General features: G+C 60.5%; 22 protein-coding genes. All 22 read right to left on the bottom strand.

Annotated features, from left to right (window positions below; all coding sequences use genetic code 11):
* Positions 1-44: 44 nt before the first annotated feature.
* Positions 45-1,700: a transcription termination factor NusA gene (gene nusA / locus J7447_RS16785; RefSeq protein WP_022999112.1), complete on the bottom strand. Its 1,656-nt coding sequence runs from the start codon at positions 1,698-1,700 to the stop codon at positions 45-47.
* A 67-nt stretch (positions 1,701-1,767) separates the two neighbouring features.
* Positions 1,768-2,361 (bottom strand): ribosome maturation factor RimP, encoded by a 594-nt coding sequence (gene rimP / locus J7447_RS16780; RefSeq protein ID WP_031268707.1) that lies wholly within the window; start codon positions 2,359-2,361, stop codon positions 1,768-1,770.
* 300 nt (positions 2,362-2,661) lie between these two features.
* Positions 2,662-3,348, bottom strand: coding sequence for a tRNA (guanine(46)-N(7))-methyltransferase TrmB (locus J7447_RS16775; protein WP_022999114.1), 687 nt, complete (start codon positions 3,346-3,348; stop codon positions 2,662-2,664).
* Positions 3,349-3,428: 80 nt separating this feature from the next.
* The gene (gene metK / locus J7447_RS16770) at positions 3,429-4,601 is read right to left on the bottom strand and encodes a methionine adenosyltransferase (protein ID WP_022999115.1); all 1,173 of its coding nucleotides are present in this window, start codon (positions 4,599-4,601) and stop codon (positions 3,429-3,431) included.
* A gap of 112 nt (positions 4,602-4,713) precedes the next feature.
* Positions 4,714-5,118, bottom strand: a complete 405-nt coding sequence (locus J7447_RS16765; protein WP_023014432.1) for a helix-turn-helix transcriptional regulator — start codon at positions 5,116-5,118, stop codon at positions 4,714-4,716.
* A gap of 190 nt (positions 5,119-5,308) precedes the next feature.
* Positions 5,309-6,925, bottom strand: a complete 1,617-nt coding sequence (gene lnt, locus J7447_RS16760; protein WP_209170301.1) for an apolipoprotein N-acyltransferase — start codon at positions 6,923-6,925, stop codon at positions 5,309-5,311.
* A 157-nt stretch (positions 6,926-7,082) separates the two neighbouring features.
* Positions 7,083-8,279 (bottom strand): hemolysin family protein, encoded by a 1,197-nt coding sequence (locus J7447_RS16755; protein WP_022999118.1) that lies wholly within the window; start codon positions 8,277-8,279, stop codon positions 7,083-7,085.
* Positions 8,280-8,314: 35 nt separating this feature from the next.
* Positions 8,315-8,830: an rRNA maturation RNase YbeY gene (gene ybeY / locus J7447_RS16750; protein WP_209170659.1), complete on the bottom strand. Its 516-nt coding sequence runs from the start codon at positions 8,828-8,830 to the stop codon at positions 8,315-8,317.
* A 16-nt stretch (positions 8,831-8,846) separates the two neighbouring features.
* The gene (locus tag J7447_RS16745; protein WP_209170299.1) at positions 8,847-9,908 is read right to left on the bottom strand and encodes a PhoH family protein; all 1,062 of its coding nucleotides are present in this window, start codon (positions 9,906-9,908) and stop codon (positions 8,847-8,849) included.
* Positions 9,909-9,992: 84 nt separating this feature from the next.
* The gene (miaB, locus tag J7447_RS16740) at positions 9,993-11,408 is read right to left on the bottom strand and encodes a tRNA (N6-isopentenyl adenosine(37)-C2)-methylthiotransferase MiaB (protein WP_286189366.1); all 1,416 of its coding nucleotides are present in this window, start codon (positions 11,406-11,408) and stop codon (positions 9,993-9,995) included.
* A 234-nt stretch (positions 11,409-11,642) separates the two neighbouring features.
* Positions 11,643-12,509: a lysophospholipid acyltransferase family protein gene (locus J7447_RS16735; protein ID WP_209170297.1), complete on the bottom strand. Its 867-nt coding sequence runs from the start codon at positions 12,507-12,509 to the stop codon at positions 11,643-11,645.
* Positions 12,502-12,951, bottom strand: a complete 450-nt coding sequence (locus J7447_RS16730; protein ID WP_209170296.1) for a Fur family transcriptional regulator — start codon at positions 12,949-12,951, stop codon at positions 12,502-12,504. Before J7447_RS16730 ends, J7447_RS16735 begins: the two co-directional genes overlap by 8 nt.
* A gap of 54 nt (positions 12,952-13,005) precedes the next feature.
* Positions 13,006-13,494, bottom strand: a complete 489-nt coding sequence (rimI, locus tag J7447_RS16725; RefSeq protein WP_022999124.1) for a ribosomal protein S18-alanine N-acetyltransferase — start codon at positions 13,492-13,494, stop codon at positions 13,006-13,008.
* A complete protein-coding gene (gene tsaB, locus J7447_RS16720) occupies positions 13,491-14,168 on the bottom strand; it encodes a tRNA (adenosine(37)-N6)-threonylcarbamoyltransferase complex dimerization subunit type 1 TsaB (protein ID WP_055659262.1) in 678 nt (225 codons plus the stop codon). Before tsaB ends, rimI begins: the two co-directional genes overlap by 4 nt.
* Positions 14,169-14,348: 180 nt before the next feature.
* Entirely contained in the window at positions 14,349-14,906 is a 558-nt protein-coding gene (locus J7447_RS16715) for a NifU family protein (RefSeq protein ID WP_031268711.1), read from the bottom strand.
* A 190-nt stretch (positions 14,907-15,096) separates the two neighbouring features.
* Complete coding sequence (locus tag J7447_RS16710; protein WP_031268712.1) at positions 15,097-15,591, bottom strand: universal stress protein; 495 nt, start codon at positions 15,589-15,591, stop codon at positions 15,097-15,099.
* An 89-nt stretch (positions 15,592-15,680) separates the two neighbouring features.
* Complete coding sequence (hslU, locus tag J7447_RS16705; RefSeq protein WP_022999128.1) at positions 15,681-16,985, bottom strand: ATP-dependent protease ATPase subunit HslU; 1,305 nt, start codon at positions 16,983-16,985, stop codon at positions 15,681-15,683.
* Positions 16,986-16,988: 3 nt separating this feature from the next.
* A complete protein-coding gene (locus J7447_RS16700) occupies positions 16,989-17,507 on the bottom strand; it encodes a GNAT family N-acetyltransferase (protein ID WP_209170295.1) in 519 nt (172 codons plus the stop codon).
* A gap of 6 nt (positions 17,508-17,513) precedes the next feature.
* Positions 17,514-18,074, bottom strand: a complete 561-nt coding sequence (gene hslV, locus J7447_RS16695) for an ATP-dependent protease subunit HslV (protein ID WP_006935406.1) — start codon at positions 18,072-18,074, stop codon at positions 17,514-17,516.
* A gap of 174 nt (positions 18,075-18,248) precedes the next feature.
* On the bottom strand, positions 18,249-18,824 hold the full coding sequence (locus tag J7447_RS16690) for an NAD(P)H-dependent oxidoreductase (protein WP_209170294.1): 576 nt from the start codon (positions 18,822-18,824) through the stop codon (positions 18,249-18,251).
* Between the two features lie 125 nt (positions 18,825-18,949).
* Positions 18,950-19,612: an rRNA adenine N-6-methyltransferase family protein gene (locus J7447_RS16685; protein ID WP_083660359.1), complete on the bottom strand. Its 663-nt coding sequence runs from the start codon at positions 19,610-19,612 to the stop codon at positions 18,950-18,952.
* Positions 19,613-19,717: 105 nt separating this feature from the next.
* A complete protein-coding gene (gene dnaJ / locus J7447_RS16680) occupies positions 19,718-20,848 on the bottom strand; it encodes a molecular chaperone DnaJ (protein WP_022999133.1) in 1,131 nt (376 codons plus the stop codon).
* Positions 20,849-20,942: the final 94 nt, after the last annotated feature.

Below are 20,942 nucleotides of genomic sequence, written 5' to 3'. Positions count from 1 at the left end.
GGGCCAGACCGGAAGCCTCATACAGGAGGCTTTTGCCTCTCTCGTTACCCGTTCAGGATCGCGCCGCCCTGCGGCTCTTCTCCAACGGTCTCGGCCATTTCGGCCTCGTCTTCTTCTTCGGCTTCTTCTGCCTCAGCCTGAGCTGCGAGTTCTTCCTCGGTGATCCAGCCGGCGGCCAGACGGGCGGCCATCACGACGTTTTCCGCTTCAGCGCGGGACATGTCGAATTCCGAAAGAGCACCTTCGAAGCGCTTGGTTTCGCCGTCCTTGCGTTCGGTCCAGCCGACGAGATCGTCAGCAGCGCAACCGGCGAGGTCTTCCATCGTCTTGATGTCGTCCTTGCCCAAGGCAACCAGCATAGCCGTTGTCAGGCCATCAATCGACCTCAAGTCGTCGGCAACACCGAGCGAAATACGCTCTTCGTCGAGTTTTGCTTCCAGTTCGGCCAGGTAATCCCGGGCACGTGCCTGGATTTCGACGGCGGTGTCGTCGTCGAAGCCTTCGATCATGGAGATCTCGTCGAGCTCCACATAGGCAACTTCCTCAACCGAGGTAAAGCCTTCGGTCGCCAGCAACTGTCCGACCATCTCGTCCACGTTGAGGGCTTCCATGAACAGCTGCGAGCGCTCCAGGAATTCCTTCTGGCGGCGGTCGCTTTCTTCCTGCTCGGTCATGATGTCGATGGCCCAGCCGGTCAGCTGTGAGGCCAGACGCACGTTCTGGCCGCGGCGGCCGATCGCCAGTGATAGTTGGTCATCGGGAACGACAACTTCAATACGCTCGGCGTCTTCGTCCAGAACAACCTTGGCAACTTCGGCCGGCTGCAGGGCGTTGACGATGAAGGTTGCCGCTTCTTCGTTCCACGGGATGATGTCGATCTTTTCGCCCTGGAGTTCGCCAACAACGGCCTGGACGCGGCTGCCGCGCATACCCACGCAGGCGCCGACCGGGTCGATGGAGCTGTCCTTGGAGATCACGGCGATCTTCGCACGCGAACCCGGGTCACGGGCAACGGACTTGATCTCGATGACGCCGTCGTAGATTTCCGGAACTTCCTGGGCAAACAGCTTCGCCATGAACTGCGGATGCGTGCGCGACAGGAAGATCTGCGGGCCGCGCTGTTCGCGGCGAACGTCGTAAATGATGGCGCGGATGCGGTCGCCCGTGCGGAAGATTTCGCGCGGGATCAGCTCGTCGCGGCGGACGATGCCTTCGCCGCGGCCAAGATCGACGATGACGTTGCCGTATTCGGCGCGCTTGACGACACCGTTGACGACTTCGCCGACGCGGTCCTTGAATTCTTCGTACTGACGGTCACGCTCGGCTTCGCGCACTTTCTGCACGATAACCTGCTTGGCGGACTGGGCGGCGATACGGCCGAAATCGAGCGGCGGCAGCGGCTCGGCAATGAAGTCGCCGATGCTGGCTTCCGGATTGCGAGCCTGCGCATCATCAAGAGAGATGTCGGTGGAAACGTTCTCGACAGTGTCAACGACCTGAAGCAGGCGCTGCAAACGGATCTCGCCGGTCTTCGGATTGATTTCGGCGCGGACTTCCGTTTCCGTACCATAGCGGGAGCGGGCTGCCTTCTGGATCGCGTCTTCCATTGCATTGATGACGATCATCCGGTCGATGGATTTTTCCCGTGCGACCGCGTCAGCGATTTGCAGCAGTTCCAGCCGGTTCGCGCTGATTGCCATATTCCACTCCTCTTGCGCCAAGGATCGGTTCGGGCGCGTTCTTCTTCTTTCCCTTAGAGCCTGTGGCTCAGTTGGGCATGTTGTCCTGCGACAGCTCGTCATCCTGGCCACGGGCGGCAAGCGCCGCCTTTTCCGCCTGAAGAGCTGCGGTAATCAAGTCATCGGTCAGAACCAGCTTGGCTTCGCCGATGTTCTCCAGCGGCAGCGCCACGGTGTCCTCTTCGCCTTCCCGCACATCGGGCAGCCGAAGGTTGGCCTTGCCGTCTTCCGCGCCGAGGAGCTTGCCCCGGAATCGCTTGCGGCCATCCAGCATGACGGCCATCTCGACCTTCAGCTCATGGCCGGCCCAGCGATTGAAATCGCCGGCCCGCACGAGCGGACGGTCGATACCTGGAGATGAAACTTCTAGATGATATGCCCGGTTGATCGGGTCTTCGACGTCGAGCGCAGGCGACACGGCCCGGCTGATGGTTTCGCAGTCCTCGACCGTCATGGTGCCGTCCGGGCGCTCCGCCATGATCTGCAGGGTGCAGCCGTTCTGAGCACTGATCTTCGTACGCACCAGTCGGTAGCCGAGGTCCTCGATGACCGGCTCCACAATTGCGGCAACACGGGCATCAAGACCCTGTTCCGTCACAATTCTCGGTTCGTGTGCGCTCACACTTGGCTCCTGTTGGCGGCCGTTACCGGCTCTTGAGCATCAGATGCACCTGATTGTCGATTTACATAGGGCAGTCCTGCTCGAACTCGTTGGTTTCCGGTTATGTAAGCAAAAAAGAGCGGGTCCCCGGCGGGCCCACTCTCAAAGTGCTCAGATAAGCCGTTTGAGGTGAAACACGGGCTGTATAACGCCAAAGGGGGCAAAAAGGCAAGAGGCCGGGCCAAATTCCTCAAAGAAGTTGGCGCCAGTCCGGAATCCCCCGATAAACGGCAGCAAACGCGCCGTTCTCCCGATGCGCCGCTACACCCTGCGGAAGGTCAGGTAGCGCCCGATACGCCCCTCACGGATGGCCTTCGCCTCGTAACGTGTACTCGGCCAGCCTTCCCAGGGTGTTTTCCAGTCGGACGCCGTTTCCGCCGCCCATTCGAACGCCGCATGGTCGCGGCAATGGCGCAGTGTCCAGTCGACGTAGGTATCGATGTCGCTGGCAAAACGGAACTCGTGGCCGGGCTTGATAGCCCGGGCATAGCGATCGAGATTCTGTTCGTTGATGAACCGGCGCTTCCAATGGCGCTTTTTCGGCCAGGGATCCGGATAGAGCTGATAGGCCAGGTCGAGACTTGCCTCGGGCAACCAGTCCAGAACATTGACGGCATCATCATCGTAAAGGCGGATATTGCGGAACCCCTCCCCCACGACGGCATTCACGGCCTTGGCCATGCTGCCGACGAAAGGTTCGACGCCGATGAAGCCGACACGCGGATTGGTTCTGGCCCGGTGAAGCAGATGCTCACCGCCACCAAAGCCGACCTCCAGACACACCTCGTCGACATCCGCATCAAAGAGGGTCTTCAGATCCTCCGGAGCGGGTGTTGCCAGGTCCAGCGCCAGGCGCGGCAGTTCGTTTTCCATCAGCGCCTCACGGCGCGGGCTCAACGGCTTGCCCTTGCGGCGGCCGTAAAAGGAACCTTCGTAGCGGTCAGTCATAATTCAACTTCAAAACGACAGATCGCCGGCACTGAACCGGCGATCTGCTTCACTTCTTCCATGTTCAGCGTAGGCGCAGCTTATCCCGCAAGCGGGCGCAGCGCGTCAACCAGATCCGTCTTTTCCCAGCTGAAGCCGCCATCGGCCTCAGGTTCGCGGCCGAAGTGGCCGTAAGCGGCGGTACGCTCATAGATCGGGTTGTTCAGCTTCAGGTGCTGGCGAATGCCGCGCGGGCTGAGGCCCATGACATCGCGCAACGCTTTTTCCAGCTTGGCTTCATCGCAACGGCCGGTGCCATGCAGGTCGACGTAGACCGACAGCGGCTCCGGAACGCCGATGGCGTAGGAAAGCTGAATGGTGCAGCGGTCGGACAGATCGGCTGCAACAACGTTCTTGGCAAGATAGCGCGCCGCATAGGCTGCCGAACGGTCCACCTTGGTCGGGTCCTTGCCGGAGAATGCACCGCCGCCATGCGGAGCCGCACCACCGTAGGTGTCGACAATGATCTTGCGGCCGGTCAGGCCGGCATCGCCGTCAGGGCCGCCGATGACGAAGGCGCCGGTCGGGTTGACGTGCCAGACGGTGTCGCCGGTGATGAAGCCTTCCGGCAGTGCAGTGCGGATGTAAGGCTCGACAATGGCGCGTACGTCGGAGGAGGTCAGGGCCGGATCCAGATGCTGGGTCGACAGAACGATCGAGGTTGCCTCGACCGGCTTGCCGTCGACGTAGCGGACGGTTACCTGGCTCTTCGCGTCCGGACCGAGCGCAGGCTCCTGACCGGATTTGCGGACGTCGGCCAGAAGACGCAGGATCTTGTGCGAAAAGAGGATCGGAGCCGGCATCAATTCTTCGGTTTCACGGCAGGCGTAACCAAACATGATGCCCTGATCGCCTGCACCTTCGTCCTTGTTGTCGGCAGCATCAACGCCCTGGGCGATGTGCGCGGACTGCGCGTGAAGGTGAACGGCGATATCGCAGTTTTCCCAATGGAAACCGTCTTGCTCGTAGCCGATATCTTTCACGGCCATACGGGCAAGATGAGCGATGTAATCGTTGGTGATGGTTGACGGACCGCGGGTTTCGCCGGCGATCACGATGCGGTTGGTCGTTGCCAGGGTTTCACAGGCAACGCGCGCTTCCGGCATTTCCTTGAGGTAGGCATCTACAACCGCATCGGAAATACGGTCGCATACTTTATCCGGATGCCCTTCGGAGACGGACTCGGAGGTAAACAGGTAATTCTGACGTGCCATTGGCGATCGTCCTTCTGGGAATGAATATGACAGGAGCGGCGATTGTCATCGCCGCTCCGTCTGCATCAATCTTAGAAGTTCTTCGCCGCGTCAAGCGCGCGCGTGAATTTTGTCAGTCGTCGCCAGCCAGAGACCGGACCAGATCGACGATCCGGCGGCGTACTTTCGGGTCTTCAATCCGCACGAATGCCTTGTTCAGGGACAGGCCTTCGGAAGAAGACAGGAAGTCGACGACATAAGAGGTCGGCTGCGTTTCGCCGAAACCTTCCGCCTCTTCAGGCGTACCGGGCGCATCTTCGAAGAAAAAGGAAACCGGGACTTTCAGAACGGTTGCGATGTGTTGCAACCGGCTGGCACCGATACGGTTGGTGCCTTTTTCGTATTTCTGGATCTGCTGGAAGGTGATGCCCAGACTTTCGCCAAGCTTTTCCTGACTCATGCCTAGCATCATGCGGCGAAGCCGAACGCGGCTGCCAACATGAATATCGATCGGATTCGGAGACTTTTTACTGGGCATCTGTGTCGCTCTTTCTTTTTCTCGCGGAAAAAGCCCGCTCGTTTTCGTTTGCACAAGCTCTCCTGACATCCCCCCACAGGCTCAAGAGACCGAAGTTTGCCCGCAACCTTTCACTTGTACATGAAGCAGCCTTCAATCGGCTATTTCACGGTTGTATCACAGTTTCTTCACTCAACTCAAACAAAAAATATCAATTTACACGCGAATCGCGGTTGTATTGGTAAACCCCGGCAAATACTACGATAAGAAACGAGATAACGAGCACGGGCAGATCGCCAAAAATGCCGTAGAGAGTATTGTCTAGTCTCTGCGGAAGCTTGGAATCGATCAGACCTTTTTCGAATATCGCGAGTTTCGCGACCACCTGACCTTTGGCATCAATCACCGCTGAAATGCCTGTATTTGCAGCTCTAATCAGCGGCAGGCCAGTTTCGATGGCACGTAAACGAGCCTGTGCGAGATGCTGATAAGGGCCGGGCGTCCGGCCAAACCAGGCGTCGTTGGTAACGTTCAGCAGAAAGTCCGGCCTTCTGGAAACACCGTCCAGAGATCCCGGAAAAATTGCCTCATAGCAAATCATGGGTAGAAAACTAAAACTTTCGGAGGTGGTCAGTACACGCGGTTGATACCCGGCCTCGAACCCATCCATGGGGCCCGCAAGGTTAGAAATTCCCAGTGATTCAAGCAGAGGTTTAAACGGAACGTATTCACCGAAAGGCACGAGCCGAACCTTGTCGTAGATGCCCTGAACGGTGCCCTCGGTGCCGATAACGAAGACGCTGTTGAAGTAATCAGCCCCTCTCATGCCGGGCTCGGCCCGGATGGCACCGGTCACCAGTTCGGTCTTGTCACCGAGCGACTGACCGATCCGGAACAAGGCTCCCGGCTCCTGTGTCAGCAGGAAGGGAACGGCCGATTCCGGCCAGACCACCATGCGCGGCTGTCCGACGCGCGCGGCACCGCCAAGCGGCGCTTCGGTCATGTCGAGGAAGGTCTGAAAGATCTCGTCGCGCAGCTCCGGCCGCCATTTGTCTTTCTGATCGATCGATGGCTGTACGATTCGGATGTCGAGATCGGCAACGGGCAATGCCGTCTGCCAGAGCCTGACGGCGCCATAACCTGCAACCGCGGCCAAGGCAACCGCCGCAACGACAACGGCCGTCGCACGCTGGCGAAACGGGCGAGCGTCGGCCAGAACGGCCGGCGTCGAAAAGACCGCAACCACGAAGAAGGTGAGACCATAGAGCCCGACGAGACTTGCCGCCTGCGACACGCTCAGCGATCCGGACACGCCATAACCGAAGGCATTCCAGGGAAACCCGGTCAGGACATGGCCGCGCAACCAGTCCGTCAGGGTCAGGCCGGCAGCAAGCACCAGGATGCGGCGAAACTGGTCACTCCAGAATATCGCGGCCAGTCCCACCCCAAGACCCGTGAACAGCGCCAGTCCGACAGGCATTGCCAGCACGGCAAAGGGCATCAGCCAGGCAAAGCGCTCCGCTTCCACCAGAAACGCCGCACCGATCCACCAAAGGCCCGAGAGAAAATAGCCGAAGCCGAACAACCAGCCGAGCACGAAGCCCGTGCGAAACCGCTGAACCCGCTTGCCGGGTGCGGGATCGACCGCTCCGTCCAGCATCCAGACCAGACAGGGAAACGTGACCAGAAGCACGAAAGTGAAGTCATAAGGGGGAAGCGCAAAGGCCGTCAGCGCACCGCAGGCGACGCACAAGAGACGGCGCTGCCAGCCCCATGCCAGAAGAAAGGTATTTGGCAGGGCCGACAGGCGGTGTGACAACCATTGCATCAAAGAGCTTCCCCATACTTGCGGTCAGGAGATTTGTCGGCTCGCCGCAGTGGGGTCAAGGGTTAATACCAACGGCGCGCGAAGAAGTCGCTTCGAGACGACGGGCCATCGGCACCGTTGGCAAGCATCCTTTTGGCTGGTTTCGGCGTCCGGCCGCTCATCCGTTTCCGCTGGACGCAGCAACCTTGGTCTTGGTGCTTTCGCTGTCCTGGCTGCTCTCGCCGGAAACGGAATCGGTCCGCTTTGGACGGCGGCGAAGGTCCGGCGGGCGCGCGTCGGCGCGGCGGCGGCGGATCTTCAGGCGCTTGATGCGGCGCGGATCCGCATCCATTATCTCGAATTCGAACCCGGGCACTTCATCCGGCACCAGCAGCAGCTCGCCGCGGACCGGTACGCGGCCAACGGAGACATAGAGCAGACCACCGAGCGTATCGACGTCCTCGGAAATCTCGCCGTCGTTCAGCTGCGTGCCGAGCGCTTCGTCGAGTTCCTCCAGCGGCAGACGCGGATCTGCGATCCACACGCCCTCGCCGGCGGCAGCCAGCATGGCTTCCTCGTCCTCGTCGTGTTCGTCTTCGATATCACCGACAACTTCCTCGACAAGATCTTCCAGCGACACAAGTCCGTCGGTTCCGCCGTATTCGTCGATCACCAGCGCCATCTGGATACGATCGGCCTGCATTTTCGCCATCAGGTCCGTCGCCGGCATGGACGGCGGCACGAACAAGAGATTGCGCAGCAGATCCGTGTCCTTCAGCGAGACCGACAGGTCGACACAGGACAGATCCAGGTCGGGCATGTTGTGACCGTTCCGCGCAGGCGCATTCGAATTGGACGGTTGAAAGCCGGTTGTATCGTTTTCATTGTCCACAGAAGTTGCAGGACGGTTCGAAGCGCCACGTTCCGCGATATAGGCCATCAAATCCTTGATGTGGACCATGCCGCGCGGATCGTCGAGCGTCTCTTCGTAAACCGGCATGCGCGAATGCCCGCTCGTCTGGAACAGTTCCATGACGCGGCTCAGGCTGGTTTCCAGATCGACCGCGTCGATATCCGCACGCGGGATCATGACGTCGTCGACGCGCAATTCACGCAGTCTCAGAATGTTGCCGAGGAGCATTCGCTCCTCCGGCGAGAAGGCAGCATCACCACCCTCGCGGGCAAGCTCGTCCTCCAGGTTCTCGCGCAAGCTCGAAGACTGGCGGCCCAAGCGCAGGAAGCGTTTGAGAAGATCGAGAAAGGCCGCAGGTTTCTGCGGCTTCAGCTGTTGCGGGTCTTCCCCGTCTTGGTCCTGTCCGGTGCTGGCAGGCTTCTGCCCGGTTGCCGGACTTTGCGGTTCAATTGAGTTCATCATCCATCAATCAAGAACATCACATCCCATGATGCCACTTAACCGCCGTCGGCCACAAGTGGCCTGTCCGCGTAAGGGTCATCGATGCCAAGAGACGCCAGAATGGACTTCTCAAGGCTTTCCATCAGTTCCGCCTCTTCACTTTCCTGATGATCATAATCGAAAAGGTGAAGCAAACCGTGAACAGTCAGATGGGTAAGGTGATCGGAAAATTCAATTCCAAGGTCTGCAGCTTCCGCCGCGACGGTTTCATAGGCGAAAACGATGTCCCCCAGAAGGGGGCCATAAACGTCGCCTTGCGGATCGCTGCCGGGAAAGGACAGGACGTTCGTTGCCTTGTCCTTGTCGCGCCATTTCGCGTTCAGCTGCCGGATCGACGCGTCATCGGTAAACAGCAGCGAGACTTCGGTTCCCTCCAGCACTTCCAGATCCGCCCCCGCAAAGGCAGCGGTGATTGCCTTTTCAGCTATTGCCTCCAACTGGCTTTCCGCCGGCCAATCGCCTGCTTCTATCGACAGGTCTATCTGAAAACTATCAGGCAATCGGTCTGGCATCGTCGGCAAGGGCTTTTCAGGAATTTGCGGCTTCACGAGGGCGCGTAGAGGCACCGTCGCGGTCCGCACCACGTTGTCGCTCGGCAAAGCGGCGCTCGCGCGCTTCCGATTCTTCCCGAGAGGCGTTGTCGTAAGCGGTCACGATCCGTCCGACCAGCTCGTGACGGACAACGTCCTTCTCGTTGAAGCGGATATGGGCAACTTCCGGAATGTCCGTCAAAAGCCCCAGCGCTTCGCGCAGACCGGACATCTGCCCTGACGGCAGGTCGATCTGGCTCGGATCGCCGGTGACGATCATCTTCGAGCCTTCCCCAAGACGCGTCAGGAACATCTTCATCTGCATGGAGGTCGTGTTCTGCGCCTCGTCGAGCAGCACCACCGCGTTGGAGAGCGTTCGGCCGCGCATGAAGGCGAGCGGCGCCACTTCGATCATGCCGGACTGCAAGCCACGATCGACCTTCTCGGCAGGCATCATCTCGTAAAGCGCATCGTAGATCGGCCGCAGGTACGGATCGACCTTGTCCTTCATTTCACCCGGCAGGAAGCCGAGGCGCTCACCGGCTTCCACGGCAGGACGGGACAGGATCAGTCGGGCCACATCGCCGCGCTCCAGAAGAGCTGCTGCATAGGCAACCGCCAGAAAGGTCTTGCCGGTACCGGCCGGGCCAGTTCCGAAAATCAGGTCGGCCCGATCCATCGACCGGATATAGGCATCCTGGGTCGGTGTGCGGGCGACGATCGTTTTCCGGCGGGTCGCGATCTGGGCGAAGGCCAGCCGGGACTTCGGCTCCAGCGTCGGCAACGGCAGCTGCGCTTCCGCAGCCGCTGCCATGCGCAGCGCGCCGTCGACATCACCCGGGTGGATTTCCTGCCCCTGCAGCAAACGCTGATACATGGCTTCCAGAGCCGTGCGCGCCTGGGCGCAGCTAACCTGGCTGCCTTTCAGTGTCACCTGGTTGCCCCGGGCAATCGCATCGATGCCAAGACGCTGCTCGATCAGTGCAAGGTTCTGGTCGAATTGCCCAAACAGATCTCCGATCAGCCGGTTATCTTCAAAGGCAAGAACAATATGGGTCATGTCGGAGGCCGAACCGGCCGCAGAGGATTGTACCGAAGACTTGCGGGATGAAGAGTGGCTGTCGCGCGTCAAATGACGTCTCCTTTAGGCCGCCGGAGCCGGGATGCGTCCGGACCTTCCAAGATCATCTTGCCCCGCAATCAGCCGCCCGAACAGGGAATTGGACCCGATGTCGACGATTTCCACCGCTTGTATCGACCCGATGAGGTCTTCAGGTGCATCCAGTTGCACCGGCTGCAACCACGGCGACTTGCCGACCAGCTGTCCGGGATTGCGGCCGGTCTTCTCCAGAAGCACATCGCAGGTCATGCCCAGACGCGAGGCGTTGAACGCCTTCTGCTGCTCGGCAACCAGCGTCTGAAGCGCGGCCAGCCGTGCGGACTTGACGTCCTCCGGCACCTGTTCGTCCATGGTTGCGCCGGGCGTACCGGGCCTGGAACTGTATTTGAACGAGAAGGCCGAGCCATAGCCGACCTGTCGAATCAGATCCATCGTGTCTTCGAAATCCTGGTCGCTCTCGCCCGGGAAACCGACGATGAAATCGCCTGAGAGCGCAATGTCGGGAGAGACCTCGCGAATGCGGTCGATCAGGCGGAAATACTCATCGCGCGTGTGCCGGCGGTTCATCGCCTTCAGGATCTTGTCGGACCCGGACTGCACCGGCAGGTGCAGATACGGCATCAGGCTTTTCAGGTCCCGATGCGCCTCGATCAGGTCATCATCCATGTCGCGCGGATGGCTGGTGGTATAGCGCAGCCGGTCCAGACCGTCGATTTCCGCCAGACGACGCAGCAACCGGCCAAGACCCCAGACAGCACCATCCGGCGAAGTGCCGTGATACGCGTTGACGTTCTGGCCCAGCAGCGTGACCTCGCGTACCCCGGCCGCGGCCATGCGTTCGGCTTCGCTGACGATCTGTTCGACAGAGCGGGAGACTTCGGCGCCGCGCGTGTAGGGAACGACGCAGAAGGTGCAGAACTTGTCGCAGCCTTCCTGCACGGTCAGGAAGGCGGATGGCGGGCGTTTGAGAACCTGCTTTTCGGCACGTTCCGACAAGTGATTGAACTTGGCGTCGATGTCGAACTCGGTCTCGACAACCTTGGAGCCTGCGCGGGCCTTTTCCAGAAGGGACGGCAGCTGATGATAGCTCTGCGGGCCCACCACAAGATCGACAATCGGAGCCCGGCGAGAAATTTCCTCGCCCTCCGCCTGCGCAACGCAGCCGGCGACACCCACCATCATGTCCTTGCCGGATTTTGCCCGCTCTTCCTTGACCTTGCGGATGCGGCCAAGCTCCGAATAGACTTTCTCGGCTGCCTTTTCACGAATATGGCAGGTGTTCAGAATGACAAGATCCGCGTCTTCCAGATCGTCCGTCGCCTCGAATCCTTCCGGTGCCAGCACATCGGTCATGCGCTCGCTGTCGTAGACGTTCATCTGGCAGCCATAGGTACGCACGAACACCTTGCGGGTGTTTCCGCCCTTGCGGGCGTCTGTCATATCGGCGGCGGAAACGGCGGTGACGTTCGTTTCCATGTCTTGTTCAGGGCGGCTTGTCATTCGCTCCTCGTGGGGCTCCTCATGGCCTTGATACGCTGGCCTTTTTCAGGCGGCCGGATGTCGTGAATGTCGGTACCTTCATCGGGCAGTTCACCCGGCACAGGCACAGGATCGATCCGTCCTTCATGCCCGGGACCCGCGCCTGAGACCGGCGGCGGACGGCACCTTGCAAATTCAGGCGCCAGCTTTAGCGGTTTTTTCCGCGTTTGAGAAGAACTCGAGTGTCTCGATTTCGCTGAAATCTTCGGTGTCGACCGGCTTTTGCAGCAGCGAGGCTATCGTCATCGCCCGAACCTCCGTTTCCAGACGGCGGGTCAGGGCTTTCCGGTCCGTTGTCCGGTCAACCAGAACCGGCTCGCCCCAGCGCACCACCACGTCGAGTGCACCGCGCGAAAAGATGCCCCACAGATGGCCGGCGAGTTCCATATCGCCATACCAGGCGACATGCGGCCGATGGGCCCGGCCCATCGGCAGGCCGTAAAAGCCCTGATAGGCGACCGAAAGCGGCTGCACCCAGACTTTCGAGGTTTCGTCCTCGCCGACCGCACGGGTGGCGGCGCCCAGTAGGGCCGAGCGAAACGGCAGGACGCAATTGCCGTCGTTGGAGGTACCTTCGGCAAACAGGACCATCGCGTCGCCGGCAGCCATGCGAACGGCGATGGCATCGGCAACCTGGGCGGTTTCCGTGCGCCGGGTGCGATTGACGAACACCGTGCGCTGAAGCTTGGCGAACAGACCGAAAATGGGCCAGCCTGAAACCTCGGACTTGGCGATGAAGGAGAGAGGCATCAGCGAGCCGACCACGGTGATATCGACCCAGGATGCGTGGTTGGAGGCGATCAGCAACGGCCGGTCCACGGCAGGGACCCCGATCTGCTCGATCTTGATACCCACAAGCCGGGTGGCGATCCGGTGCCAGAGCTGGGGCAGTTTTCGCTGCATCTTAAGCCCGAGCTTCACCGCCAGCCACTGAAGCGGGATCAGCACCAGCGAGACCAGCGTCAGAAGGAAAATGATAACCCCGGCCTTAAGCTCAGCCATCGCCCTGACTATCCTTCGGGACATCGAGTGGGACGCCATAAAGTTCCAGCCGGTGATCGACCAGACGGTAACCCAGCTTCTTGGCGATGAATTCCTGCAAGGCCTCGATTTCCTCGTTGCGGAACTCGATGACCTGGCCGGAGCGCAGATCGATCAGATGGTCGTGATGCTCGTCCGGAACGGTTTCATAACGCGACCGGCCGTCACGAAAATCGTGCCGTTCGATCATGCCGGCGTCCTCGAACAGCTTCACCGTGCGATAGACCGTCGAAATGGAAATGCCGGGATCGATCGCCACGGAGCGGCGGTAGAGTTCCTCGACGTCCGGGTGCTCGTCGGACGCGGCTTCGATGACGGAGGCAATGACGCGACGCTGTTCGGTCATGCGCATACCTTTTTCGATGCACAAGTCCGCTAGCGTTGATTGCCGCTCTTCCGCCATTGCGATGCCGTCCGCTGTCTGTTTCCGATACCGTATCCGTTTCCGCTACAGCGCTTAACCAAGATCGACGCGCATGACAAGCGCGGTGCCGTCTCCTCCACTGTCGCTGTAATAGCCTTTGCGGCTGCCGACTTCCTTGAAGCCGAGCGCCCGGTACAGCAGCAGAGCCGGTTCGTTGGCTGCGTCCACTTCCAGAAAAAGGTGTTTGCAACGTTCACCGTAGAGCCGAAACAGGCCGGCTTCCATCAGCTTCTTGCCGATGCCACGGCCGCGCTGGCGCGGGTGAACCGCAATGGTGATGACCTCGGCCTCGTCGGCAACGGTGCGCACGATCAGGAAACCAAGCGGTGCGCGCGTGCCATAGGGGCTCGCCCGGCGTGCCACCAGAAACATCGTCCCGGCGTGCGCTTTCATCCGCGCAAGCTCGTCCGTATTCCATTTGTGCTTGAAACAAAGCGCGTGGATGTCGGCAATCTTCGGTAGATCCTCGTCCAGCGCCTCTTCTATCACCGGCGGCTGGGTCCAGAACCACCAAAAACTCATTGCCGTTCTATCCTTCCCTTCGTTTGCGGCGTCGCATCGGGCGGCCGCAAATAGAGTGGCGAAGGGGATGACCTCGAAGGATCGGCGGAGATCCCCAGTTCCGCGACATCCCGAATACCCGGGAAAGTGCTGCGGGACAATATCGCGCTTTCCGGAAGCCCAAGCTCCATCGCGATTTTTTCCGATGCCGATCCTGCCAATCTTATGTCCTTGGGCAGGTTCGCCGCAAGATCTGCGATGGTGCGGACACCGGCTTCATCGGCAGCGGTGCCGGACGCATGATAAAGCTGGCAGTAGACCTCGTCTGCCTTTCCCGTCAGCGCCACCAGCACGGGACCGCCATCATCTCCCGGCACGGCGGAACGGGCAATGGCTGCCAGGGTCGTTACGCCGACAACCGGCTTCCCGAGCACGAGACCAAAGCCGCGGGCAACCGCCAGTCCGACGCGAAGGCCGGTAAAGCTGCCGGGTCCGATGGTCACGGCAACGCGGTCAAGCTCGGAAAAGGTGGTGGACGACTCGGCCATGACCTCACCGATCATGTCCATCAGCTTCTCGGCATGGCCGCGGCCGATCTCCTCGCCGCACGCCTCGAAACACGCGGTTTCGACACCGTCGTCGAGAACGGCGGCGGCGCAATTGGCAAGGGCTGTATCGATGGCGAGGACGCGCATTCCGGTTTGGCTCATGGTTTTCGTGTCCCACATGCCACTACCCCGCCCCGGCCCGCGAGTCGAGCGGGGCTTTGGACCTAAGTCCAAAGGGGGGCTTGCCTTCCACAAAGAATGGGAGTCGAAAATATTAAAGGCCCGGACAAGAGGCCGGGCCTTTGAAATTCTTCAGAAATGCTCCGATCAGATCGGGCGGACTTCCTCGACTTCCGGAACGAAGTGACGTAGCAGGTTCTGAATGCCGTGCTGCAGTGTTGCCGTGGATGACGGGCAGCCGGCGCAGGCACCGCGCATGGACAGATAGACCACGCCTTCCTTAAAGCCCTTGAAGGTGATGTCGCCACCATCCTGCGCCACAGCCGGACGCACCCGGGTTTCCAGGAGTTCCTTGATGGTGCTGACGGTGTCCGCGTCCCCTGCCTCGAAGAATTCGCCTTCCTCGATATTTTCCGCTTCGCTGGTGGCCATGACCGGCTGTCCGGACATGAACTGCTCCATGATCACGCCCAGGATGGCGGGTTTCATGTGCTGCCAGTCGGTTTCGTCCTTGGTCACGGTCACGAAGTCGTGGCCGAAGAAGACCGCGACCACGCCCGGCACGTCGAACAGTTTCTGTGCAAGAGGCGACACCCCGGCGTCGGTCCTGGAGCGGAAATCGTAGGTTCCCTCCGGCAGGACAACCCGTCCCGGCAGGAATTTCAGTGTCGCCGGATTGGGAGTGGCTTCGGTTTGAATGAACATCTTGTCTCGTCCTTGCGCTTCAGGTCGCGCCCATGTTGCCGGCTTCGTTTTGCGCCTCACCTCCATCGCAAAACGCCGATGAATGTTTCTAACGTATCTCTCGGCAGTTTGGAACCGTTAAAAACTAGATAGGTGCAGATCCTGCCTGGTCAAGCCGTCTTCTTGAATCCGGCCGCCCTGCGATCGCTCGTCAAGCCAGCGCGGCGATGGAATCATCATCCAGGTTACCCGGCACGATCGTCACCGGAATGGGGAAGGTTCCCGCGGATTTTCCGGCAATCGACGACACCAGCGGTCCCGGCCCTTCAGAGCCCGTGCTGGCGGCCAGGATCAGGATCGCGATGTCGGCATCCGCCTCGATCAGCTCCATGATCTCCTCGGCCTTTGTCCCTTCCCGCACCACCGATTCCGGTTCGGTACGGGCAACGGACCGCACGCGCTCTGCGGCTTTCGCAAGCGCTGCCTCGGCTTCTTCCTGGGCTTCCGCCCGCATGATGTCTTCAACCCCCAGCCAATGCTGGAAGTCGCCAGGCGCAATGATGAAGACCAGCGTCACGACGCCGCCGGTCCGGGCCGCCCGTTTCGCGGCATATACGATCGCCCGGTCACATTCGGGCGTCTCGTCGACCACGACCAGAAACTTCCGGCGGTGGCCTTCCTCGTTGCTTTTTCTGATAGCTACCATGGGCCGCATGCTGCCACCGGTCCGCGCACTCCGCAAGCGGCGAAATCGCCGCGCACGAAGCGCTCAACCGGTGTCTTTCCGCATGCCTCCTAGAGGATGAACTTCGACAGGTCGACGTTCTTGGCAAGGTCGCCGATGTTGTCGCGAACGAATTTGCCCGTGATCTCCACCTCTTCACCCGGACGGTCCGGCGCCGTGAAGGAAATCTCGTCGAGAATGCGCTCCATCACCGTCTGCAGGCGGCGGGCACCGATGTTCTCGACAGAGGCATTGAGATCAACCGCAATCGAGGCGATCTCGTCGATGGCGTCCTCTGTGAAGTTCAGCGTGACCTTTTCCGTTTCCATCAGCGCCACATACTGCTTGATGAGGCTGGCTTCCGGTTCGGTCAGGATCGCGCGGAAATCGTCCTTGTCGAGCGCACGCAGCTCGACCCGGATCGGCAGGCGGCCCTGCAGCTCCGGCAAAAGGTCCGAAGGCTTTGCGACGTGGAATGCACCGGAAGCGATGAACAGGATATGGTCGGTCTTGACCGGTCCGTGCTTGGTGGAGACGACTGTTCCTTCGATCAGCGGCAGCAGGTCGCGCTGCACGCCTTCACGAGAGACATCGGCTCCCGCACGGCCTTCACGGGCACAGATCTTGTCGATCTCGTCCAGGAAGACGATGCCGGAGTTCTCGACAAGTGAAATTGCCTCTTCCACCACCTTGTCGTCGTCGAGCAGCTTGTCGGATTCCTCGTTGATCAGGAGCTGGTAGCTGTCGCGAACGGTGGTGCGTTTGGTCTTGGTCTGGCCGCCGAACGCCTTGCCCAAGAGGTCGGAGACATTCATCACCCCGACGCTGGCACCCGGCATGCCCGGCAAATCAAAGCTCGGCATCTGTGCCTGGGCCCGGACCTCGACCTCGATTTCCTTCTCGTCCATCTCGCCATTGCGCAGCTTGGTGCGGAAGCTGTCCCGGGTCGCCGGGCTTGCGTTCTTGCCGACCAGCGCATCCAGCACGCGTTCCTCGGCAAGCATGTGTGCCTTGGCCTTCACCGCTTCGCGCTTCTGGTCGCGCACCAGCGTAATGCCGGCTTCCACCAGATCACGGACGATCTGCTCCACGTCGCGGCCGACATAGCCGACCTCTGTGAACTTGGTGGCTTCCACCTTGGTGAAGGGGGCATTTGCCAGCTTTGCCAGACGGCGGGAAATCTCGGTCTTGCCGACGCCGGTCGGGCCGATCATCAGGATGTTCTTCGGCAGAACTTCCTCGCGCATCTGGCCTTGCAGCTGCTGGCGGCGCCAGCGGTTACGCAATGCAATTGCGACCGCGCGCTTGGCATCTTTCTGGCCGACGATGTAGCGGTCGAGTTCGGAAACGATCTCACGCGGAGAAAAATCGGACATTGTTTAAGACACGCCTTCTTTACTTATGAGTTCCATCAGCAGGCAGTCGCCGGTGCGTCCCAGAAGCGCTTCGATCTCCTGAAAGCCCGCCTTGCGATAGGCCTTCAGGGCCCTGAGATTGGCCGGATCCGGATCGATGATGATCCGTTCGTGACCTTCCTCGCGCAACTGGCGGACAAACGCCTGCAAAGTTCTTGTTCCAAGTCCCCGGGACAGATCTTCCTCGAATGCAATCGAGAGGTCGACACCGACAGCTTCTGCCGGCAGCCGCTCCAGCCAGGGATAATTCGCCGCAAATGCGCTTCCCTGCTGATCGCCGACACACCAGACCTGGATATAGCCCTTGTCGGTGCCGTCTTCCTGAAAGATGAAAGGCCGGGTCGTATCCCTGCCTTCGACCATGTCCCGGATGTTGCTCAACTCTTCGTCCGGATCGCCCCACCATTGCCGCCAGTGCGGCCGCGCCAACCAACTCGCCAGCATGGGCAAATCGTCGGCGGTGACGGGGCGAAACGAAATCATCGGCCCTTACTCGGCCGTATCCAGCGACTCGACCGTCACGCTGGCGTTCGTGTAAACGCAGATTTCCGCCGCAACCGCCATCGCCTTGCGGGCTATGGTTTCTGCGTCATAGTCGGTATCTGCCAGGGCACGTCCGGCCGCAAGTGCATAGTTGCCGCCTGAACCGATACCCATGACACCCCCTTCGGGTTCCAGGACGTCGCCGGTACCGGTCAGCACCAGCGACACGTTCTTGTCGGCCACCAGCATCATCGCTTCCAGTCGGCGTAGATAGCGGTCGGTCCGCCAGTCCTTGGCAAGTTCCACGCAGGCGCGCATCAGCTGGCCGGGATACTGTTCCAGCTTCGCTTCAAGGCGCTCGAACAGGGTGAAGGCATCGGCGGTTGCACCGGCAAAACCGGCAATAACCTCGCCCTTGGCCAGCAGGCGTACCTTGCGGGCGGTGTGCTTGATCACGGTTTGGCCGAGGGAGACCTGGCCGTCACCGGCGATCACCACCTTGCCACCCTTGCGCACCATCATGATCGTCGTACCGTGCCACTGGGCCGGTTCGCGCGTTTCGCTCATTCAATCCTCTTGGCAATCTTCATGGTCATCTTGTCTGCCGCCCTATGTAGGCGGCAAATCCGGTATTTCCAAGCAGTCAATGGGATGCGGCCTTGTTGAGCCCGGCTATGAAGCCGGCCGAAATCGGCTCAAGACACACATTTTCAGGGCGATTTCTGCCGGCAATTCGAAACCTCAGTGCGACATCTCGATCCGGGTTGCCCGCAAAAGTGCGTCCACCAGCTTGTCGAGCTGGCCGCCTGCCCGTTCATCGGAAAGTTCGCCCTTGTCGTCAAACGCGCCCGCCGCCTTGGGTACGGCCACCATCTGCGGCAGGACCATTGCTCCAAGGCCGACTTCCAGAATGGTGCGCATGCCGATCAGACCGCGCATGCCACCGAATGCGCCGGTCGAAGCTGCACCGAGTGCAAAGACCTTGGTCTTGTAGGGATCGCCCGGTTCCTTCACGCGGCTGATCCAGTCCAGGGTGTTTTTCAGCAGCGGCGAGACACCGGCGTTATATTCCGGACAGGACAGAAAAATACCATCCTGCGCCAGGAACAAGCGTTTGAGTTTCCTGGCATTTTCCGGAACGCCATTCGTGTCCTCCAGATCGCCGTCGTAGATCGGCAACGGATAGTCCTTCAGCGACAGATGCGTCACCTGAGCATCCAGGATCGCAAGTTTCTTGGCGGCCAGCGCCGTCAGTCTGCCGTTGAAGGAACCGCTTCGGACCGAGCCCGAGCAAACGAGGATCTTCGGATTGCGCATCAGAACCTACCCTACAAATGTCCGGCTCGCGCGTAGCACCGCGGTGAACCGCCTGAGGGCAAGTTTAGGGCGCTTTTCGGGAAATGGGAGTGCTTCTTGCCCGCTGTCCCCTGCCGTCTGAGCCCTCAATGGGCCTTGCGGTAAACCCAGACGCGTGCCGGAGGCAGGTTTTTCCAGACCCAGTCCGAACTGAAGACGGAGACGGAGCGGTTGTCCGGCTTAACCGGAGCGACCAGCCCGTAGGAAAACTGGATGAAGGGCGCGCCCGGTTTCAGAATTTCCAGAGCTTCCGCCAGCAGCGCCTTGCGGACCGTTTCCGGTCGCGTCAGCAGCGGCAGGGACGAGACGATGCCATCAAGCGAATGGCGCTGGTCTTCCGCAGCCGACAGCGTATCGCCGGCGCGCGAGAGGGTGGCGCCAAGGGCGTAGGCATCACCCTGGACAATTTTCAGGCCGGGGTATCTGCGGGTCAGCAGTTCGCAAAATTCCGGGCAATACTCGATGAGCCTGAGCTGCTGGGAGGAAAATCCACGGTCCAGAATCGCCTTCGTGACGACGCCGGTTCCCGGCCCGAGTTCCACAACCCTTGAATGGGGACGGGGTGTCAGAAAGGACGCCATCTTGGCGGCGAGCTCTGGCCCGGAAGGGGCGACGGCACCGGTTCGAAGCGGGTTCTGAGCCCAGGAACGGATGAATTTGACTTCATCGAGCACCTTCGCCCGAACGGCACTTGCCTTCTCAAGCTTTTCCCGAAAAGCTTCCCGGCGCGAGCTATTGCGTTTCAGCATCTTTCCTCACTCACATCCCCCACGCGGGGAATATAGGAGTGATTGCAATAAGATGCCATGGGCAAGCGCACATATTGCACGCATACGTCACCCTTTGCAGACTGCTTATGCACCGAGATTATCGATGAAATCCTTCACCTTGGAGAAAAACCCAGCCGATTCCGGGTGGTTTTCACCGGAGGATTCCTTCTCGAATTCCGCCAGAAGCTCACGTTGGCGCCTGGTCAGATTGGTCGGTGTTTCGACCGTGACCTGAATATACATGTCGCCGTGCTGGCTGGAACGCATGATCGGCATGCCCTTGCCGCGCAACCGGAACTGCTTTCCGGTCTGGGTGCCTTCGGGCACCTTCACGCGGCTGGTCGACCCTTCGACCGTCGGCACGTCGAACTGACCACCCAGGGTCGCGGTCGACATGGAAATCGGCACGCGGCAGTAAAGATCGGCGCCATCGCGCTGGAAAAGCTCGTGCGGCCTTATGGAGAGGAAGATATAGAGATCGCCCGCGGGGCCACCGCGCACGCCTGCTTCACCTTCACCTGCCAGCCGAATACGGGTTCCGTCCTCGATACCGGCCGGAATGTTGACCGACAGCGTGCGCTCCTGGGTCTTGCGTCCGGAGCCGCTACAGCTTTCGCACGGATCGGTAATCACCTGGCCGCGTCCCTGACAGCTCGGACAGGTGCGTTCCAGCGTGAAGAAGCCCTGCGCGGCACGCACGCGGCCTGCCCCGCCACAGGTGCGGCAGGTCGTCGGGCTGGTCCCGGGCTTTGCGCCCGAACCGGAGCAATCGTCGCAGGTAACGCTGGTGGGAACCTCTATCTCCACCGTCTTTCCGGTGAAGGCATCCTCCAGCGTGATATCCAGATTGTAGCGCAGGTCCGCGCCACGTTCGCGTCCGCCCGACCGGCGGCCACCGCCGCCACCCATGCCGAAGAATTCCTCGAAGATATCGGACATGGTGGAGGAAAAGTCGTGGGCACCGGCACCGCCGCCGCCAAAACCACCGTTTTCGAAGGCCGCATGGCCGAAACGGTCATAGGCTGCACGCTTCTGGCTGTCCTTCAGCGTGTCATAGGCCTCGTTGACTTCCTTGAACTTGGCTTCAGCGGCCTCGTCGCCCGGATTGCGGTCCGGGTGAAATTGCATGGCCATCTTGCGGTAGGCGCTTTTCAGCGCTTTTTCGTCCGCCTCACGCGAAACACCCAGCACCTCATAGAAATCACGTTTCGACATCAAGATCTTCCGGTCTTGTTGTTGCACCGCTGGCGGCCTGGCAAATGCCGGCGCCAATTACGGCGAAGGCGCCGCGCACAAGTGCCCTTTCATC

Origin of the sequence: Labrenzia sp. R5_0 (assembly GCF_017743835.1) — a bacterium.
In the GTDB taxonomy this organism is placed as follows: Bacteria; Pseudomonadota; Alphaproteobacteria; order Rhizobiales; family Stappiaceae; genus Roseibium; species Roseibium algicola.
Note: the sequence above shows the minus strand (reverse complement) of the source record. Positions and strands in the feature narration are given on the sequence as shown.

What these genes read in the sequence shown, in the direction of transcription:
- nusA (WP_022999112.1), bottom strand. Translation starts at nt 1,700, where the DNA reads ATGGCAATCAGCGCGAACCGGCTGGAACTGCTGCAAATCGCTGACGCG.
- J7447_RS16775 (WP_022999114.1), bottom strand. Translation starts at nt 3,348, where the DNA reads ATGACTGACCGCTACGAAGGTTCCTTTTACGGCCGCCGCAAGGGCAAG.
- metK (WP_022999115.1), bottom strand. Translation starts at nt 4,601, where the DNA reads ATGGCACGTCAGAATTACCTGTTTACCTCCGAGTCCGTCTCCGAAGGG.
- J7447_RS16765 (WP_023014432.1), bottom strand. Translation starts at nt 5,118, where the DNA reads ATGCCCAGTAAAAAGTCTCCGAATCCGATCGATATTCATGTTGGCAGC.
- lnt (WP_209170301.1), bottom strand. Translation starts at nt 6,925, where the DNA reads ATGCAATGGTTGTCACACCGCCTGTCGGCCCTGCCAAATACCTTTCTT.
- J7447_RS16755 (WP_022999118.1), bottom strand. Translation starts at nt 8,279, where the DNA reads ATGATGAACTCAATTGAACCGCAAAGTCCGGCAACCGGGCAGAAGCCT.
- ybeY (WP_209170659.1), bottom strand. Translation starts at nt 8,830, where the DNA reads ATGCCAGACCGATTGCCTGATAGTTTTCAGATAGACCTGTCGATAGAA.
- J7447_RS16745 (WP_209170299.1), bottom strand. Translation starts at nt 9,908, where the DNA reads ATGACCCATATTGTTCTTGCCTTTGAAGATAACCGGCTGATCGGAGAT.
- miaB (WP_286189366.1), bottom strand. Translation starts at nt 11,408, where the DNA reads ATGACAGACGCCCGCAAGGGCGGAAACACCCGCAAGGTGTTCGTGCGT.
- J7447_RS16735 (WP_209170297.1), bottom strand. Translation starts at nt 12,509, where the DNA reads ATGGCTGAGCTTAAGGCCGGGGTTATCATTTTCCTTCTGACGCTGGTC.
- J7447_RS16730 (WP_209170296.1), bottom strand. Translation starts at nt 12,951, where the DNA reads ATGGCGGAAGAGCGGCAATCAACGCTAGCGGACTTGTGCATCGAAAAA.
- rimI (WP_022999124.1), bottom strand. Translation starts at nt 13,494, where the DNA reads ATGAGTTTTTGGTGGTTCTGGACCCAGCCGCCGGTGATAGAAGAGGCG.
- tsaB (WP_055659262.1), bottom strand. Translation starts at nt 14,168, where the DNA reads ATGCGCGTCCTCGCCATCGATACAGCCCTTGCCAATTGCGCCGCCGCC.
- J7447_RS16715 (WP_031268711.1), bottom strand. Translation starts at nt 14,906, where the DNA reads ATGTTCATTCAAACCGAAGCCACTCCCAATCCGGCGACACTGAAATTC.
- J7447_RS16710 (WP_031268712.1), bottom strand. Translation starts at nt 15,591, where the DNA reads ATGGTAGCTATCAGAAAAAGCAACGAGGAAGGCCACCGCCGGAAGTTT.
- hslU (WP_022999128.1), bottom strand. Translation starts at nt 16,985, where the DNA reads ATGTCCGATTTTTCTCCGCGTGAGATCGTTTCCGAACTCGACCGCTAC.
- J7447_RS16700 (WP_209170295.1), bottom strand. Translation starts at nt 17,507, where the DNA reads ATGATTTCGTTTCGCCCCGTCACCGCCGACGATTTGCCCATGCTGGCG.
- hslV (WP_006935406.1), bottom strand. Translation starts at nt 18,074, where the DNA reads ATGAGCGAAACGCGCGAACCGGCCCAGTGGCACGGTACGACGATCATG.
- J7447_RS16690 (WP_209170294.1), bottom strand. Translation starts at nt 18,824, where the DNA reads ATGCGCAATCCGAAGATCCTCGTTTGCTCGGGCTCGGTCCGAAGCGGT.
- J7447_RS16685 (WP_083660359.1), bottom strand. Translation starts at nt 19,612, where the DNA reads ATGCTGAAACGCAATAGCTCGCGCCGGGAAGCTTTTCGGGAAAAGCTT.
- dnaJ (WP_022999133.1), bottom strand. Translation starts at nt 20,848, where the DNA reads ATGTCGAAACGTGATTTCTATGAGGTGCTGGGTGTTTCGCGTGAGGCG.